Annotated in this window: 16 protein-coding genes and 2 pseudogenes; 14 read left to right on the top strand and 4 right to left on the bottom strand. The window is 36.4% G+C overall.

From position 1 onward, the window contains the following. Positions 1-87: 87 nt before the first annotated feature. Both J5A74_06630 and J5A74_06635 read left to right on the top strand, forming a co-directional pair. A complete protein-coding gene (locus tag J5A74_06630; GenBank protein ID QUI95077.1) occupies positions 88-792 on the top strand; it encodes a response regulator transcription factor in 705 nt (234 codons plus the stop codon). Then, positions 789-2,012: a HAMP domain-containing histidine kinase gene (locus J5A74_06635; protein ID QUI95078.1), complete on the top strand. Its 1,224-nt coding sequence runs from the start codon at positions 789-791 to the stop codon at positions 2,010-2,012. Before J5A74_06630 ends, J5A74_06635 begins: the two co-directional genes overlap by 4 nt. 16 nt (positions 2,013-2,028) lie before the next feature. Here the strand turns inward: J5A74_06635 and J5A74_06640 are convergent, their stop codons facing one another. Both J5A74_06640 and J5A74_06645 read right to left on the bottom strand, forming a co-directional pair. Further along, the gene (locus tag J5A74_06640; protein ID QUI95079.1) at positions 2,029-2,226 is read right to left on the bottom strand and encodes a helix-turn-helix transcriptional regulator; all 198 of its coding nucleotides are present in this window, start codon (positions 2,224-2,226) and stop codon (positions 2,029-2,031) included. Positions 2,227-2,235: 9 nt separating this feature from the next. Next, positions 2,236-2,781, bottom strand: a complete 546-nt coding sequence (locus J5A74_06645; protein ID QUI95080.1) for a hypothetical protein — start codon at positions 2,779-2,781, stop codon at positions 2,236-2,238. A 138-nt stretch (positions 2,782-2,919) separates the two neighbouring features. Between J5A74_06645 and J5A74_06650 the strand changes: the two genes are divergently transcribed. The 4 genes from J5A74_06650 (at position 2,920) to J5A74_06665 (ending at position 6,833) form a co-directional block, all read left to right on the top strand. After that, complete coding sequence (locus J5A74_06650; protein QUI95081.1) at positions 2,920-3,750, top strand: endo alpha-1,4 polygalactosaminidase; 831 nt, start codon at positions 2,920-2,922, stop codon at positions 3,748-3,750. Between the two features lie 123 nt (positions 3,751-3,873). Further along, positions 3,874-4,935 (top strand): ABC transporter substrate-binding protein, encoded by a 1,062-nt coding sequence (locus J5A74_06655; GenBank protein ID QUI95082.1) that lies wholly within the window; start codon positions 3,874-3,876, stop codon positions 4,933-4,935. 54 nt (positions 4,936-4,989) lie between these two features. Continuing rightward, a complete protein-coding gene (locus tag J5A74_06660) occupies positions 4,990-6,066 on the top strand; it encodes an iron ABC transporter permease (GenBank protein QUI95083.1) in 1,077 nt (358 codons plus the stop codon). Further along, on the top strand, positions 6,063-6,833 hold the full coding sequence (locus J5A74_06665; GenBank protein QUI96844.1) for an ABC transporter ATP-binding protein: 771 nt from the start codon (positions 6,063-6,065) through the stop codon (positions 6,831-6,833). Before J5A74_06660 ends, J5A74_06665 begins: the two co-directional genes overlap by 4 nt. A gap of 372 nt (positions 6,834-7,205) precedes the next feature. Here J5A74_06665 and tnpB (J5A74_06670) read toward each other — a convergent pair whose 3' ends face one another. Then, positions 7,206-8,309, bottom strand: coding sequence for an IS200/IS605 family element transposase accessory protein TnpB (gene tnpB / locus J5A74_06670; GenBank protein QUI95084.1), 1,104 nt, complete (start codon positions 8,307-8,309; stop codon positions 7,206-7,208). 17 nt (positions 8,310-8,326) lie between these two features. Beyond that, a pseudogene (gene tnpA, locus J5A74_06675) lies at positions 8,327-8,731 on the bottom strand (IS200/IS605 family transposase). 100 nt (positions 8,732-8,831) lie between these two features. Here tnpA (J5A74_06675) and J5A74_06680 point away from each other — a divergent pair. The 8 genes and pseudogenes from J5A74_06680 (at position 8,832) to tnpB (J5A74_06715) (ending at position 17,557) form a co-directional block, all read left to right on the top strand. Further along, on the top strand, positions 8,832-10,067 hold the full coding sequence (locus tag J5A74_06680; protein QUI95085.1) for an MATE family efflux transporter: 1,236 nt from the start codon (positions 8,832-8,834) through the stop codon (positions 10,065-10,067). Positions 10,068-10,188: 121 nt separating this feature from the next. Then, complete coding sequence (locus J5A74_06685) at positions 10,189-11,145, top strand: D-2-hydroxyacid dehydrogenase (GenBank protein QUI96845.1); 957 nt, start codon at positions 10,189-10,191, stop codon at positions 11,143-11,145. Between the two features lie 97 nt (positions 11,146-11,242). Beyond that, on the top strand, positions 11,243-12,211 hold the full coding sequence (locus tag J5A74_06690; protein ID QUI95086.1) for a hypothetical protein: 969 nt from the start codon (positions 11,243-11,245) through the stop codon (positions 12,209-12,211). Positions 12,212-12,821: 610 nt separating this feature from the next. Next, entirely contained in the window at positions 12,822-13,067 is a 246-nt protein-coding gene (locus J5A74_06695) for a hypothetical protein (GenBank protein QUI96846.1), read from the top strand. A gap of 61 nt (positions 13,068-13,128) precedes the next feature. After that, a complete protein-coding gene (locus tag J5A74_06700) occupies positions 13,129-15,690 on the top strand; it encodes a glycoside hydrolase family 3 C-terminal domain-containing protein (protein QUI95087.1) in 2,562 nt (853 codons plus the stop codon). Positions 15,691-15,718: 28 nt separating this feature from the next. Then, positions 15,719-15,979, top strand: a complete 261-nt coding sequence (locus J5A74_06705) for a hypothetical protein (protein QUI95088.1) — start codon at positions 15,719-15,721, stop codon at positions 15,977-15,979. A 59-nt stretch (positions 15,980-16,038) separates the two neighbouring features. After that, positions 16,039-16,436, top strand: a pseudogene (gene tnpA, locus J5A74_06710) (IS200/IS605 family transposase). A gap of 17 nt (positions 16,437-16,453) precedes the next feature. After that, a complete protein-coding gene (tnpB, locus tag J5A74_06715; GenBank protein ID QUI95089.1) occupies positions 16,454-17,557 on the top strand; it encodes an IS200/IS605 family element transposase accessory protein TnpB in 1,104 nt (367 codons plus the stop codon). Positions 17,558-17,632: the final 75 nt, after the last annotated feature.

Consider the following 17,632-nt stretch of genomic DNA (forward strand, 5'->3'; position numbering starts at 1 on the left):
TTATGATTACCTTAAGAAAAGTATTTTTATATAGCGACTTTACTTAAATAAGATATAATAAGAAAACAAAATGATTTAGGAGTATATATGGAAAAGAAAGATTGTAAAATCCTGATAATTGATGATGAAACAGAATTGTCAAAGGTTTTAGGAGATATTTTAAAAAATGACGGATATACAGATATAGAATATGCTAAGAATCTAAAGGAAGGAAGAGAAAGAGTGAATAGTTGTCAGATTCATCTTATTTTACTTGATGTAATGCTTGGAGACGGCAACGGGTTTGATTTTTATGAGGAATTAAAAAGAGTAGGTATATTTCCAAAACTGCCGGTTATCTTCCTGTCGGCAAGAGATGAGGATGAAGACAGACTTCACGGTCTTGGACTGGGGGCGGATGACTATATAACAAAGCCCTTCCTCCCGAAAGAATTGTTGCTCCGTATCGGTGCGGTACTTAGAAGATGTTACTCGCTTGATGAAAACACTTCAGATATTGTTTTAGGTGAAAGTACAGTTTCTATAGAGGGAGGTATTGTAAAAAAGAATGGAAGTATCATAACTTTGACAGCTAAAGAACTCGCATTATTTTCAATTCTTTATAGAAATAAGGGTAGGATAGTAACTACAGATATACTTTGTGAAGAGCTTTGGCCGGACGGCAGCTTCGGACTTGAAAATTCTTTAATTGTACATATGCGTCATTTAAGAGAAAAGATAGAAAAGGATCCTTCAAAACCGATTTTCTTAAAGACAGTAAGAGGTCTGGGATATAAGATGGAGAAGATATGAGAAAAAGTTTAGAGAGAAGATTGCAATTTATACTATGGGTACTTGTTTTTGCCATAGCCATATTGTTTGTGGATTTTATAATCTGTATGGCGGTGATGTACAAAAGCTCATATACAAACTATACAGATGCAAGCGAAATAATGGACAATTTATCATACAATACCAGTGAGTATGTTTTAAGTGATGAAGAAAGCACACAGTTACAGAAGAATAATGAATTTGCTTTTTTACTGGATAATAACGGGAATATTGTATGGTATGAAAATATGCCGGAATCTTTGAAAAAATCAAAGTATACTTTACAGGATGTAGCGAAGTTTACAAGGTATTATCTGGATGACTATCCTGTACGCACTTATATAGTCAGTGAAGACCGATTGCTGATTGTCGGAAAGTTGAATGTGGATATATGGAAATATACTCTGGAATATGATGCGAATAATGTTTTGACATTCTTAGAAATAACACCTGTATTATTTATTTTTAATATCATTTTGTTTATCTTTGTTTCGATAAGGATGTATAAAGCAAGACAAAGAAGAATTGAGGAAGAAAGAGTAGAGTGGATTGCCGGAGTTTCTCATGATATCAGGACACCGCTTGCTGTTATTTTAGGCAATACACAAATGATTCCTAAAGAAAGTGATATGGATGAGATAAAAAGAAAAGCTGAGATTATTGAAAGTCAAGGGCTACGCATCAGAGCATTGGTAGAGAATTTAAATATTACAAGTAAGCTTGATTTCGGTACAAAAAGATTTGAAAAAAGTAAGATTTGTTTAAGTACACTAATCAGAAAGATTGTAAGTAATGCGATAAATTCACTTGATATTGATGCACAGTCTAAGTATGATTTTGAACTGAATATAGAGGATGAGTTGCAAAAATATGAAATTTCATTAAACGAAGAACTTTTTGAAAGAGCCGTTATAAATCTTTTAAACAATGCTTTTCGCCACAATCCTGACGGATGCCAAGTATATATAAATCTATATAAAGAAAATAAAAAAATGATTTTGGAGATAGGAGATAGCGGAAGCGGAGTACCGGCTGAAATTTTGCAAAGATTGAATCAAAGTTCATATGCCGAGAGCAAAAGCATTGGAAAACATGGACTTGGACTTAAGATAGTTAAGAAAGTAGTGGAGTTTCATAGATGGAAGGTGAGATTTACTAATGGTGAGAATGCAGGATTTGTTTGCAGGATGGAAATAAAATAAGAGGGCAAGTACCCTCTTATTCTTCTTCCCAGAATAATTCATCCAAAGTCTTATCAAGTGTGTGGCAGATGGATAGGCAAAGACGAATTGTGGGATTGTAGTCTCCCTTTTCTATCGCATTTATTGTTTGACGGCTGACACCGACCAGATCTGCAAGCTGCTGTTGGGAGAGGTCTTTGGCGGCTCTGGCGGATTTTAATTTAAGGTTTTTCATAGTTCCCCCTTATTCTTCCTCTTTTTTATATCTGTCTATTACCAATTTTACCACCAAGTTTAGAATTAAAACAATAAAGGATATAGCCACAATAAGGTTGATACCTTCTCTAAATTGAAGTACTCCGTCCTTAAACAATGTGTGATCTACGATGGACCTGATCAGGTAGCCGCCATTTAACAAAAATATAAAGATGTAAGCGATAAATTGCTTTTTACAATTATTATTTTTATAGATGTAATAAGCATCATGAAAAACAATATAGATGTTGAGTACAATACCTGATATAAAAAGTATGATAAGACTGATAAGTTCATTTGAAACGGGCAATGAGATCATATCTTTTGTGAATATATGTAAAATTGAAAGTATCATTACAGTGAAGTAAGCGTAAGTATAGCCTCGTCCTCTGACAGCCAACTGCCTTTCATCGTATCCTTTTTTTGACTCTTTTGAATTGAAAGTCAATACTCCAAATACACCTACAATAAATAAACCAATAAATAAACCAATCCTCAGATCTTCCATAAAAACTCCTTTCAGACAAAATGTCATATATATATTACATCATCAATATAACTCTGTTATTCCATTATGTCAAGTATATTTTACTTTATGTAAGATCATATACTTGCTTAAAGTATTTAAAATTGATATAAATATAATGTATCAATATAGAAAGGATCTTTTCTTATGAAGAAATTTAGATTTACTGCTTTAGCTGTCATAGGGTGTTTTGTTTTTTTCCTTTTTGGCAGAACTTTTTTTGCACAGGAGAAATTTTATAGTGGCAAATCTTATGGTGTATTTATCGGCATGGGTAAAGAAGAGGGGATGAAACTCAATAATTACGAAGTTCTTGTGCTTGAACCAAGTGAATTTGATAAAGATAATATCAAGAAATTGCATGAGAAGAATAAAAAGATATATGCCTATCTCAATATAGGATCTTTGGAAAACTATCGCCCATACTATGAGAAGTTTAAAGATAAAGTCTTGGGGAATTATGAGAACTGGGAAGATGAGTACTGGATGGATGTGTCCAATAAGGAATGGCAAAATCTAGTTGTAGATGAACTTGGGAAAAATATCTCCTATAAAGGCTTTGACGGATTTTTTATAGATAACTGTGATGTGTATTATCAGTTTCAGGATGAAAAGACATTTGACGGACTTTGTTCTATATTGAATGGACTTAGAAAATATCATCTTGATACGATCATCAATGGCGGAGATACATTTGTAAGCAAATGTATTGATGACAAAATGGCAAAGAAAATGTTTGATGGAATCAATCAGGAATGTGTATTTACAAGTATTGATTTTGAAAACAAAAAATATGGTGAAAAATCAGCCAAAGACTCTGAATATTTTATTCAATATTTAGATAAAGTAAAAAAAGATGCTATGGAAGTATTTTTAATTGAGTATGGAGCTGATGACATTCTTTCAAAAAAGATTGAAAAATATTGTAATGACAACGGATTTCATTGGTACAATGCAAGGAGTATGGAACTGAAATAGAATGTTAAAAGCGGTTAGGTATATGGGTATATTGCCTAAAATTTAATTTTATATGTTGACTTTTTTGCAGAAAATGTTAGAATGACAAAAAGTCAAGAGTTGATATTCATAGAAGGGGGAATTATGAAAAAGTTAGCAATATTGGTAGGACTTTGTATTACAGCAGTGAGTATGTCCGCCTGCAGTTCTCAAAAGAGAGTAGTCGGTTCCAAGGGGGATCAGTTCTCTGTGAAAAAGGATGTGGAGAAGGTCAGCAATGAGGCACAGTCCGGTGATAAAGCTTATGAGCCGTATACAATCACGCTAAATCTTGAGCGGTCGGGTGCCGGTCAAAATATGGAGGAAACATTTACTTCTGCACCAAAAAGAGTAGTGGTAGACGGTGACCAGATGGTTGATTTCTTTCTGGATCTTGGGCTTGAAGACAACATTGTCGGATATACAAGAGGAGCTTGTCTTGACACTGTAAATGATTTTCCTGCAAGAGACAAGCTGAACAAAATACTTCCTGACGGCCAGAATCTAAGCAAGGCATCAAAGGAGCAGATTCTTGCACTGAAACCTGACTTTATGATGGGGTGGGATTCCCTTTTCTCAGATACCAACTTCTCTGTAGACTGGTGCCTTAAGAATCATATTATTCCATATTTCCCATACTCATGTTCTGATAAGGCGACGATGGAGGATGTATATAAAGACTATGATACATTGGGTCATATCTTTGGTGTCACAGACCTTGCGAATCAGAAAGTACAGGCTATGAAGGACACAGTTGAAGAGGTAAAAAAGACACTTGGTGACGATGTATATAAAAAGCCGATATCTGTCTTTGTATATGATTCGGGTGAGGACGCACCTTTTACAGCTTGTCAGGGAATACCGGGAGATATGATCAAGCTTGCAGGCGGTCTTTCAATATTTAGTGATATAGATAAGGGCTGGGCTACACCTTCATGGGAAGAGGTTGTTGCAAGAGATCCAGATGTCATTCTTATACTTGACTATGATCATGATACTGAGAAGAAGAAGCAGTTCCTTGAGACGAATAAGTTTACAAAGAACCTTCGTGCTGTAAAGGAAGGAAAAATCTACAGTGCTTGCTGTTCAGATATGCAGGGTTCATCAGGCTCTGCAAATACTGTAAAGATAATGGCACAGCAGTTTTATCCTGATAAATTCAAATAAGTTTTAGATTAAGAGGGCTGCCACTTTTGTGGCAGTCTTGTTTTAGGAGACAGTATGAAAAAATTTAAAAGGCATTTGTTGCCACTTGAGTCAAACGGCACATACTTGTTTTTTATATTTATAATGCTTGCTGTGTTGATTTTATCTATTGCGATATCTATTGTGTTTGGTAGCGTAGAGATCAAATTTGATGATGTTATCGGATTTTTGGCAAATAAAATCAGCGGTAAGCGAGTAGTAGCACCTACATGGGATAACAGTATGGAGTCAATTATTTGGGATATCCGTACGCCAAGAGTTTTGACTGCGTTTATTGTAGGAGCTGGACTTACACTCTGTGGTATTGTGATGCAGGCACTTACAAAGAATACTTTGGCAGATCCGTATGTCCTTGGCATTTCACAGGGTGCATCATCAGGTGCCGTGTTTATGATTATGTACGGATCAATGTTTTTTTACGGACAATATGGTACAGTGCTGGGTGCATTTATCGGTGCCGTTATCTCTATAGTAATTGCACTGCAAATAGCTAAAATCAGAAACAAGGTGACAGCAACGCAACTTATTCTTGCGGGTATTGCTGTGGCGGCAATGTTTGGAGCTTTGACCAATATAATGATTTATTTACAAAGGACAGGATCGGATAAGGTAAAGACTGCACAGTATTGGATGATGGGTTCACTCAGTGGATCTACATGGGAAAGACTGGTCTATGTAGCGATTGTATTTGTTATATGTTTTATTGTGATTTATGCAATCAGAAAGATGCTCGATGCTATGCTTTTAGGTGATGATGTTGCACTTACACTTGGAGTCAACACAGGCAGACTGAAGTTCATTATGATTTTGGTAGCAACATTACTTACAGGGGCCATAGTGTCTATCAGTGGAGTCATTGGTTTTGTCGGACTTACGATTCCACATATCACAAGGTCTGTAGTGGGAAGTAAACATACCAGACTCATACCAGCGGCTACATTGGTGGGAGGCACGTTTTTAGTGTTGGCGGATGTGATTTCAAGGGTACTTATCTCTCCTGAGGAGTTACCAATCGGCGTTGTATCGGCATTCTTTGGTGCACCGTTTTTTCTTTATTTGATTAGAAAATCGAGAATGGGAGGAAACGGCTGATGAAACTGGAAACAAGGGGGATTACCTATTCCATCGACGGAAAGATTATTATCGACGGCATTGATATAAGCGTAAAAGAGGGCGAGTTTGTAGGAATAGTCGGACCGAATGGTTGCGGCAAATCCACACTTTTAAAAAATATCTATAAGGTTTATACTCCGGACAGTGGTGTTGCATATATAGACGGCGAAGAGATTTTTAAAATGTCCAACAAAAAGACTGCAAAGAAAATGTCTGTCATGCAACAGGAAAATCTTGTCGATTTTGATATGACAGTATATGATATGGCAATGCTTGGACGATTTGCCTATCAGAAGATGTTTTCAGGGAACAGCGACGAGGACAGAGAGATTGTGCTTGAGTACCTTAAGGAGGTCGGTCTTGAAGGCTATGAAAAGAGACATTTTCTTTCACTTTCAGGCGGTGAAAAGCAAAGGACATTACTTGCAAGAGCCTTAAGTCAAAAAGCACCACTTATTATACTGGATGAGCCGACCAATCATCTGGACATCGGGTATCAGTATCAGATAATGAATATATTAAAACGACAAAAGCTCACTATGCTTTGCTGTGTCCATGATTTGAATATTGCGGCTACCTATTGTGACAGAATCATACTGATGAAAAAGAGAGAAGTATTCAAGGTTGGAACGCCAAGGGAGATGCTTACAAGTGAGAATATAAAAGAACTTTTTCACATCGACACTCAGGTAGTAGAAAATGAAAGGACGGGCAGTGTAAATATTATTTTTTTGCCTGAACTATAGAGATAAGAAAAAGTTGTGAAATTCAAAATGCAAAAAAGTCCGAGAATATGCTATTTTCGGGCTTTTCCTATGTATAAAATTTTGTTGGAACTATTTTGATGCAGAGGAAAAATAAGTAAAGTTATGAAACTATGCTTGTGCTTTCAGACAAAAAGAAGAAATTTATGAAGGAGTAGGATAATGTCAAAAGATGAGTATTTAATTACGGATGCACCTCTTAAGGCGTTGACTGTTTTTACAATGCCACTGATTCTTGGTAGCTTTTGTGAACTACCCATAGTCTAAAGCCTATGGGCTTCCTGCTTCGCTGACCTCGCAACCTACTATCTCCACAGGCGTTAATTCGGGCAGTCCCTGCCCTATTGTTTTTTCTTATACTACTTGTCTTAATCCTTCTGCCAATATATTTTTTGCCGCATTGATATCTCTATCGTGTTTTGTATTGCAGAAAGGACACATCCAATCTCTTACTTTTAGATCTTTTACATTTGTATTTTTATATCCACAACTAAAACATAGCTGGCTACTTGCATAAAATGTATCTATCTTAATATAATTTCTACCATTCCATTTTGACTTATATTCCAGTTGTCTTGTCAGCTCATACCACGATACATCGCTTATAGTTTTCGCTAAATTATGATTTTTCACCATATTTTTTATCTGTAAGTTTTCCGAAACTATCACTTGGTTTTCGTTTATAATTTCGCTTGAAATCTTATGCAGATAATCTTTTCTTGTATTCGCTATTTTCTCATGGCATAGTGCTATTTGTTTCCTTTTTTTCTGATAGTTCCTACTCCCCTTTGTTTTATTTGCTAATTGTCTTTGTAATCTTGTAAGCTTTTTCTCATATTTTTTAATTGTCTTCGGATTTTCATATTTCTTCCCATCTGATGTGATACATAAATCTTTTATTCCTAAATCCAATCCTATTTGTCCATTTGTCTTTACAAGTGGACTATGTTCAGTTTCTACAAGAACAGACACATAGTACTTGCCGCTTGGTACCTTAGATATCGTTGCTGTTTTTATCCGACCTGAAAATTTTCTATGTAATTTTATTTTTACCCTTTTTAATTTTGGCAGCTTTATTCTTCCTCTATCAAAATCTACAGTTATATTCCCATTTGTAAAATTGGTTGTATATGATTTACGATTACTGTGCTTACTCTTAAACTTTGGATAACCTGCATGTTCTTTGAAAAACTTTTGATAAGCACTATCCATATTATAAATTGCATTTGTTAAAGCAAATTTATCTACTTCTTTTAGCCATTCATAAGCTTTTTTCAGCTCTCTATTGCAATAATTATTACAATCTGTTTTACTGACAGACTTTTTTTCTTTTTCATAAGCATCTTTTCTGTACGCAAGGGTTTGATTATATACAAAACGACAACAGCCAAATGTCTTTGCTAACTGTATTTCTTGCTCTTTGTTTGGATAAATCCGATATCTATATGCCTTTAACATTAAGCTTACCCGCCTTTCTACCCTTGATTTTCTATATATTGCTTTAACATTTCTTCAGAAACATTGCCTACGCTACAAGCAAAATATCCATCCGTCCAAAATGTATGTTCTTTCCAAAAATGATTCTTAAGATATTCTGTATGCTTTTTCCATATATGATATGTTGTATAGCTCTTAATTAGATTAACCACTTTACTTATGGATATTGTAGGCTCAGTTTCTATCATATAGTGTATATGGTCTTTGTCTGTTTCCATATATTTATGATTATATTACTCTTTGTGCATATCTCATAAGAAAATTGTTTTATATAATCTGATATTTCTTTTGATACTAAAAGCTTTTTTCTATACTTACATACAAAAAATAATATGATACTGTAATAAATATTTGTGTCTATTCTTTGATTTCCATACTCCCATAACACTAGTTATTGTATCACAAATATCTATTTTTTGCTACCTTAACCCACCATCTAAAGCTAGTGGGATTGCGGTAGCATTATTTCAACAAGTGTATAATATGGCTGATTCAATTATCGTCGGCCAGTTTGTTGGTTCTTCAGCACTTGCAGCAGTTGGTGCCTGTGCTGCACTGACAAATGTTTTTATTTGTGTGGCATTGGGGGCTGGTGTTGGTGCTGGTGTGCTGGTGAGCCGCTATTTTGGTGCCCAGAATTATGAAAAAATGAAAACCATTGTGTCAACATCACTGATTAGTTTTTTGATTTTAAGTCTATTCCTTGGTGCTTTTGGCTTTGGGTTTTCTCGTTTGATGATGAGCACATTGCAAACACCTGCCGATATATTGGATGAGGCCGTGCTGTATCTGCGAATCTATTTTGTGGGCTTTCCATTTCTGTTTATGTACAATATTCTCTCGACCATGTTTACTTCGATTGGTGAATCAAAAATCCCGTTGGTACTTTTGATTTTTTCATCTATCTTAAATATTTTTATGGATCTTTGGATGGTCGCAGGTCTTGGGCTTGGTGTATTCGGTGCGGCCCTTGCCACTCTGATTGCACAGGGGATTTCTGCAATATTTTCGCTTTTGCTTTTCTTTTATCGGATGCGTCGATATCGGAGTCCATTTACTTGGTTTGATCGGTGTGCACTACATTCCATGCTCCAAATTGCGATACCGTCCGTTCTTCAGCAATCTACCGTGTCTGTTGGCATGATGATTGTACAGGCCGTTGTAAATCCCTTTGGCACACAGGCTCTCGCAGGTTATGCGGCGACGATGAGAGTGGAAAATGTTTTTTCACTCATTTTTGTATCGATTGGCAATGCAGTTTCACCATATGTGTCACAGAATCTTGGGGCAAATAAAAAACAACGCATCAGAAAAGGCTATCATGTGGCACTGGTGTTAGATATGGCTTTTGCAGTTCTTGCTTTTATAGTTATTGAGACACTCCATACCGTAATTTCTTCCCTGTTTCTCGGCAAAGACGGAACGGCTTTGGCCTATCAAGTATCGGGGGATTACATGAAATGGATCGGCTACTTTTTCGTTTTCATGGGAATCAAGATGACAACTGATGGAGTACTTCGTGGGCTCGGAATCATGCGACCATTTCTCTTTGCCAATATAGTTAACCTTGCAATTCGATTGTCTGTTGCTTTGATTTTTGCACCAAAGTGGGGCATTGCATTTGTCTGGCTTGCTGTGCCAGCTGGTTGGCTTGCAAACTTTTTGATTTCTTATGTGGTGCTAAGAAAATCATGGTCAAAGGATGGGATGTACCAGTAAATCAGCAGACAAAAGTATTACAAAAATACTTGACCACAACAATTTATGGGGATATCTTTTATATAGCATTGAGTTAATTCTCAATGAATTTTATATTTGTTTAAAAGAAGGAATTGATATTATGAACAACAAATGTGTGGTATTGAATGCAAAGAAAATAAACTTTGATGGAAAGATAGATTTTTCCATCTTATCTTCTGATGTTAGAGTATATGATGATACAACAGAACAGCAGATGTTAGAGCGTATTCAGGGGGCAGATATTATTGTCACAAAGGAGATGCCTGTGAGTGCCAAAATGATACAGAAATTTCCGGAATCTGTTCAACTGATCTGTGAGGCAGGTACAGGATATAATAATATTGATCTTGAAGCAGCACGAAAGAGAAAGATTACAGTCTGCAATATTCCGGCATATAGCACAGAACGTGTGGCACATACTACAATCATGATGATATTGAATTTGAGTTCTACAATGCAAGTACAGATGAAAATGCTAGGATGTGGAAATCATGACAATTTCACCCAAAATCTTCAGGTTCCCCATGTTGAGGTAAACGGTAAAACTCTTGGTGTTATAGGTGCAGGACATATTGGTAGGAAGGTTATACAGATCGCACAGGCATTGGATATGAATATACTGGTATATAGCAGGACACCAAGAGAGGATGAAAAGGGTATCCACTATGTATCGCTTGAGGAATTACTTAAGAATAGTGATTATGTTTCATTGCATTGTCCATTGACAGAAAGTACAAGACATATGATCAACAAAGAGACTTTATCACTGATGAAGCCTTCAGCATTTCTCATTAATACTTCAAGAGGTGCACTGATTGATGAGGTCGCTCTTATAGAAGCATTGGAAAATGGTACAATTGCAGGAGCTGGACTTGATGTTCAGGAAACAGAACCACCAAAAGCAAACAGCCCTCTTTATACGCTAGACAATGTCATTTTGACGCCTCATATGGGATGGAAAGGACTGGAGACAAGAAAGCGATTGGTTTCCATTTTGGCAGATAATATAAAGAGCTTTATCGAGGGCAATCCAATCAATGTTGTATCCAATCTATAGTATCTAGTACATATCAAAGAGGCGTATAAATATGAGTGCAAGGCTTGTGTTTCTCTTATTATTTATAGGGATAGGGATTGTTTTTGTGAGATTTGTCATGAAAGTGTATCGCTACTATAGTGCAAGCACAATGGCAGAAAATGGCAAGAGTGGGTTGGACGCAGCAATCAATCCGCAGACGAGAAAGGAAAAATTGAGATTTGGGGAGTTATTGGTTTATTTGCTGCCAATAATTTCATTTTTGCTATTTTATTTTAGAATTTCGCAGAAGATACATGGCAATCTTGCTCCCTTTGCCTCTGCCGTTTTGACCCCTATGATTTTGGGGATATTTAATGCAAGACAACGCAATGGGCGATCTATGGTGAGGGTGGCGGGTGTTCTTCTTTTGTGTGTCTATATCGGATTGATCTATGCTATTGTGGGACTTCCACCCATCGCACCTACATTTTCTATTGACCAAACAAAGATTATACCAGATCAAACAACAGTCTCTGATCTTCTAAAGGATGGTTTTGACATTTATATTGGGAAAAAGCCCCAAATGGGGATAAAATATAAAGAACTCCTGGGAGAATTTCGCAAGTATCCAGAGGATAGAAGTGTTGTTGTTAAAAAGGGACTTTCTATGAATAATACTGCCTTGGAATATTCTCCATATCTACTCGTAAAGGATGGGGTTGTACTCTGTTCTGTGGGACTTTATGGGAGTGAGAAAAAGGATACCGTACTAGAAGACTGTAAAATTGTTCATTTGAAATTCAATGAAGATAGCATACAGGCAGTGAGACAAAAGAAAATACAGTGTACATTCAATGGAATCGACATCTTTGCTCCGCTCAATAGAAAGGAGATGGCAAAGACATTTGGCAAAAAAATTTGGCTTTTTCCCTCAGAGAATTCGGTAGATAAAAATGAGCATTATGGAATATCGTGGAGAAATAGAATGTTTTATTTGTTTTGGAATGAATATGATGCATCGATTGATCTTGATGAAGAAAATAGGGCGGTTAGTTTCACATTGTCAACAGACATTGCAAGGGATTTCAAAGTTTTTAGGAAATAAGAACTTGTAAGTAAAGCTATATTTTTCTACTCATTATGCTATAATTTAGCTTATATAAAAAGTGAAGCAGCGGAATGTATGAGGTAAAATTATGAATGGAGAAGTGTATCAAATCGCATCGATCGTATCTGCAGCAAAAAAGGCGTTAAAGGAAAATAGGGATATCACCTATTCGCCACAAAAGTATGTCCAAGATATTTTATTTCGCTTTGTTTCTGTCAATGGGGAGGAACATTATATTGCAAAAAATGTTTCTGAATGGTTTGAGCAGTTAAAGCAAAGGAAGATAGAAGAGATAAAATTACTTTTGCCATATGAAGTAAAGGACAGGTCGAGATTGGGATTTTCTAATCAAAGTGGAAGTATGATTTTGTGTTTTTATCAAGACGGACAGGTCACCTTCTTTAAGCCATATTGGGAGTTTGGTGACAAGGCTAGAATGTGGACAATCTATTACACAGAGAATGTATGGGAAAATCCGCCAGCCAATAAGCCAAATTTTCCAAATAATGAAAATGAGTTGAAAAAATGTTTGGAGGAAGCAAGAGATTTAGCTGAAAAAATAGATTGCGGACATTTTGCAACTATCTTTGCAAAGGCAATTGAAGTATTGGAAAAGAAGGACGAGGGACCAGATCGAGGATATGGTCTTGTGTTGCCACAACTGCCAGAGGAGCATCTAAGAATCTTTGAGGCGGTGAGCCAGGCAGATGTATTTGGCGCTATGGGATCATGGAATGATGAACCTCCCTATATGGCACAGCAAAAGGGACTTGGAGATGAGTATGACAGAATATCACAAGAACTACTTAAAAATAATCGGTTGGCATTGTTGTATGCAGTGAATGAATGGTAATGCGTTAGAAATTGCAATCGATTGTGCTATGCGATGTTTTGCTATACAGGAGGAGAACACAATGCAAAGAATGGACACAAAAGAGCCAAGACCTTTTGAAAAGGTGGGGATTGAAGCAGTACGAAAAGCAGCACCAGAGTGCATGGTACTATTAAAGAATGAGAAAAATATCCTGCCTTTGAATAAGCCAAAGGAAATTGCACTGTATGGCAGTGGCGTTCGGCATACAGTCAAGGGGGGAACAGGATCTGGTGATGTGAATGTGAGGCATTTTGTCACAGTGGAAGAAGGAATCGAAAATGTAGGAATAAAGGTGGCAAGTAAGCCATGGTTAGATGAATATGATAAAGTTTGTGACGCAGAAACAAAAGCGTTTTTTGAACGAGCATATGAAAAGGCGTTGGAAAATCATGAGACTCTATTTGATTCCTTAGTGTGGCTGACAGCACCTCAACCGGAGTATGACATTCCATTTGATGATGAAAATACAGACACGGCCATCTATGTTTTGTCAAGAAACAGTGGCGAAGGAAAAGATAGGAGTGTAGAGAGCGGAGATATTGCTCTAAGTCACAGTGAAATTCGAGATATTTTAGAGCTAAATAGAAAGTATAAAAAATTTGTACTTGTGCTCAATGTCGGTGGTGTAGTTGATTTGACACCAGTGTTAGAAGTGGACACTATACTCTTGATGAGTCAAGTTGGCATTGCCAGTGGCGATGCACTCTGTGATGTATTATTTGGAAAGGCGTATCCATCAGGAAAACTGACCACGACATGGGCAGAGATCAATGACTATCCAAGTACAAAAGGATTTGGAGCTAGGGACGACACCTACTATCATGAGGGGATTTATGTGGGCTATCGATACTTTGATACTGTTGGTTATCAGCCGATGTTTCCATTTGGCTATGGACTTAGCTATACAAAATTTGAAATAACAGAAAGTAAGGTGGTCACAGAGAATGATGTGCTCAAAGATGGCAGCGAGATTACCGTAGAGGCTGTGATAAAAAATATTGGAAAATTTCCAGGAAAAGAAGTTGTACAAGTCTATATCTGTGCACCACAGACAGAACTTGACAAACCTTATCAGGAATTGAAAGGCTATAGAAAGACGAAAGAGCTTTTGCCAAATGCCACAGAGAAGGTTTCCATTCAAATACCAATAGAGAGTTTAGTCTCATTTGACAGCAGGCTAAATGCATATGTGCTGGAAGCAGGTAACTACGAGGTGAGAATAGGCTTTTCGTCAAGAGATATAAAAGCAGTCGTAAAGCTTACATTAGCTGAAGATGTCGTGCTAAAAAAGGTCAAGACGATCTGTGAAAATAAGAATCTCACAGATACTTTTTCAGATTTTACACCGAAATTTGTTGGTCTACAAAATCAAAAAGTGGTGGCAGAAAGTATAGAGTGGAAAGTGAAAAAATCTTCGCCTATTGAAGTAAAGTACTCTGAAGAAGCAGTGGAATATCCAAAGACAGGAAAATATTCTTGGAAAGATGTCACTAGCAAGAGAATCAGCATAGATAGCTTTGTGGCAGGACTTACAAATGAAGAACTGGCACATATCTGTGTGGGAAATTTTGATGAAACCACGGGCGATTCTATTGTTGGAGATGCGTCAGCGAAGGTGGCAGGTGCAGCAGGTGAGACAACACATTTTGATAGAAAGTATGGTATTCCTGAAGTAGTCATGGCAGATGGACCCGCAGGGTTGCGACTTTCACCAATCTACAATCTCAAGAGCGACGGTTGTGTACGATCTAAGGGATCAAGTTTTGATAATGCCTGTATGAAGGTCTTGACAGAGGAACAGCTAAAAAAATTGGGATGGAATTCCGAAAGTGATACAGATGAAAATGTAGATGCCAGTGTAGATTATTATCAATATGCCACGGCAATACCGATTGGCACCGCATTGGCACAGAGCTGGAATGATCAACTTGCATATGAACTTGGTGACTTAGTGGGAAGTGAGATGGAGATATTTGGCATTGATCTGTGGCTTGCCCCCGCATTGAATATTCATAGATCTGTGCTCTGTGGAAGAAACTTTGAGTATTATAGTGAGGATCCTCTGATCAGTGGAAAGATGGCCGCAGCGATCACTAGAGGTGTGCAGTCACATCGGGGAAAGGCGGTTACCATCAAGCATTTTGCTGCAAACAACCAAGAGACAAATCGAAATGCCTCCAACAGTGTAGTCAGTGAGAGAGCGTTGAGAGAAATCTATTTGAAGGGCTTTGAAATTTGTGTGAGGGAAGCCTCTCCAAAGGCTGTGATGAGTTCTTATAATCTTGTCAATGGAGAGCATACTTGTCAAATAAAGGATTTACAGACCTATGTCTTGCGTGATGAATGGGGATTTGATGGATTTGTTATGACGGATTGGTCGGTGACAAAAGGTCTAGCAAAGGGAGATAAGAAGTATCCTGTAGCATATGCATCTGGAATTGTGAAGGCTGGAAATGATATGACTATGCCGGGGAACAGAAACGATGTCATGGACATATTGAAAGCATTGGAGGATCAAAGACATCCATATTCCATAACAAGAGCACAATTACAGTTGTCAGCGAAGAGAATTTTGAGCACGATTTTGTCTATGTGCATATAAAAGGAACAAAGTAAAGAAAGGATGATTTATGAGAATTTCCGTAAACTATGATAATGGAGAAGTTTTTCAACATTTTGGACACACAAAGACATTCAAAATCTACGACATAGAAGATGGGAAAATTGTAAATGTAGAGATGTTACAGAGTGTGGCAGGTGGACATGGAGCAATTCCACAGCAACTAAAGGAGCATCATGTAGATGTTGCTATTTGTGGTGGTCTCGGTGAGGGAATGTTGAAGGCATTGGAGGCAGAAAAAATTGAAATAATGCTACCGCAATCCCACTAGCTTTAGATGGTGGGTTAAGGTAGCAAAAAATAGATATTTGTGATACAATAACTAGCGTTATGGGAGTATGGAAATCAAAGAATAGACACAAATATTTATTACAGTATCATATTATTTTTGTATGTAAGTATAGAAAAAAGCTTTTAGTATCAAAAGAAATATCAGATTATATAAAACAATTTTCTTATGAGATATGCACAAAGAGTAATATAATCATAAAATATATGGAAACAGACAAAGACCATATACACTATATGATAGAAACTGAGCCTACAATATCCATAAGTAAAGTGGTTAATCTAATTAAGAGTTATACAACATATCATATATGGAAAAAGCATACAGTAAGAATCATTTTTGGAAAGAACATACATTTTGGACGGATGGATATTTTGCTTGTAGCGTAGGCAATGTTTCTGAAGAAATGTTAAAGCAATATATAGAAAATCAAGGGTAGAAAGGCGGGTAAGCTTAATGTTAAAGGCATATAGATATCGGATTTATCCAAACAAAGAGCAAGAAATACAGTTAGCAAAGACATTTGGCTGTTGTCGTTTTGTATATAATCAAACCCTTGCGTACAGAAAAGATGCTTATGAAAAAGAAAAAAAGTCTGTCAGTAAAACAGATTGTAATAATTATTGTAATAGAGAGCTGAAAAAAGCTTATGAATGGCTAAAAGAAGTAGATAAATTTGCTTTAACAAATGCAATTTATAATATGGATAGTGCTTATCAAAAGTTTTTCAAAGAACATGCAGGTTATCCAAAGTTTAAGAGTAAGCACAGTAATCATAAATCATATACAACCAATTTTACAAATGGGAATATAACTGTAGATTTTGATAGAGGAAGAATAAAGCTGCCAAAATTAAAAAGGGTAAAAATAAAATTACATAGAAAATTTTCAGGTCGGATAAAAACAGCAACTATATCTAAGGTACCAAGTGGCAAGTACTATGTGTCTGTTCTTGTAGAAACTGAACATAGTCCACTTGTAAAGACAAACGGACAAATAGGATTGGATTTAGGGATAAAAGATTTATGTATCACATCAGATGGGAAGAAATATGAAAATCCGAAGACAATTAAAAAATATGAGAAAAAGCTTACAAGATTACAAAGACAATTAGCAAATAAAACAAAGGGGAGTAGGAACTATCAGAAAAAAAGGAAACAAATAGCACTATGCCATGAGAAAATAGCTAATACAAGAAAAGATTATCTGCATAAGATTTCAAGCGAAATTATAAACGAAAACCAAGTGATAGTTTCGGAAAACTTACAGATAAAAAATATGGTGAAAAATCATAATTTAGCGAAAACTATAAGCGATGTATCGTGGTATGAGCTGACAAGACAACTGGAATATAAGTCAAAATGGAATGGTAGAAATTATATTAAGATAGATACATTTTATGCAAGTAGCCAGCTATGTTTTAGTTGTGGATATAAAAATACAAATGTAAAAGATCTAAAAGTAAGAGATTGGATGTGTCCTTTCTGCAATACAAAACACGATAGAGATATCAATGCGGCAAAAAATATATTGGCAGAAGGATTAAGACAAGTAGTATAAGAAAAAACAATAGGGCAGGGACTGCCCGAATTAACGCCTGTGGAGATAGTAGGTTGCGAGGTCAGCGAAGCAGGA

Source organism: Lachnospiraceae bacterium oral taxon 096 (assembly GCA_018141845.1).
GTDB lineage: Bacteria > Bacillota > Clostridia > Lachnospirales > Lachnospiraceae > F0428.

Excerpts from the sequence above, each read along its gene's own strand:
- J5A74_06630 (QUI95077.1), top strand. The coding sequence starts at position 88 with ATGGAAAAGAAAGATTGTAAAATCCTGATAATTGATGATGAAACAGAA.
- J5A74_06635 (QUI95078.1), top strand. The coding sequence starts at position 789 with ATGAGAAAAAGTTTAGAGAGAAGATTGCAATTTATACTATGGGTACTT.
- J5A74_06640 (QUI95079.1), bottom strand. The coding sequence starts at position 2,226 with ATGAAAAACCTTAAATTAAAATCCGCCAGAGCCGCCAAAGACCTCTCC.
- J5A74_06645 (QUI95080.1), bottom strand. The coding sequence starts at position 2,781 with ATGACATTTTGTCTGAAAGGAGTTTTTATGGAAGATCTGAGGATTGGT.
- J5A74_06650 (QUI95081.1), top strand. The coding sequence starts at position 2,920 with ATGAAGAAATTTAGATTTACTGCTTTAGCTGTCATAGGGTGTTTTGTT.
- J5A74_06655 (QUI95082.1), top strand. The coding sequence starts at position 3,874 with ATGAAAAAGTTAGCAATATTGGTAGGACTTTGTATTACAGCAGTGAGT.
- J5A74_06660 (QUI95083.1), top strand. The coding sequence starts at position 4,990 with ATGAAAAAATTTAAAAGGCATTTGTTGCCACTTGAGTCAAACGGCACA.
- tnpB (QUI95084.1), bottom strand. The coding sequence starts at position 8,309 with ATGTTAAAGGCATATAGATATCGGATTTATCCAAACAAAGAGCAAGAA.
- J5A74_06680 (QUI95085.1), top strand. The coding sequence starts at position 8,832 with ATGGCTGATTCAATTATCGTCGGCCAGTTTGTTGGTTCTTCAGCACTT.
- J5A74_06685 (QUI96845.1), top strand. The coding sequence starts at position 10,189 with ATGAACAACAAATGTGTGGTATTGAATGCAAAGAAAATAAACTTTGAT.
- J5A74_06690 (QUI95086.1), top strand. The coding sequence starts at position 11,243 with ATGAAAGTGTATCGCTACTATAGTGCAAGCACAATGGCAGAAAATGGC.
- J5A74_06700 (QUI95087.1), top strand. The coding sequence starts at position 13,129 with ATGCAAAGAATGGACACAAAAGAGCCAAGACCTTTTGAAAAGGTGGGG.
- J5A74_06705 (QUI95088.1), top strand. The coding sequence starts at position 15,719 with ATGAGAATTTCCGTAAACTATGATAATGGAGAAGTTTTTCAACATTTT.
- tnpB (QUI95089.1), top strand. The coding sequence starts at position 16,454 with ATGTTAAAGGCATATAGATATCGGATTTATCCAAACAAAGAGCAAGAA.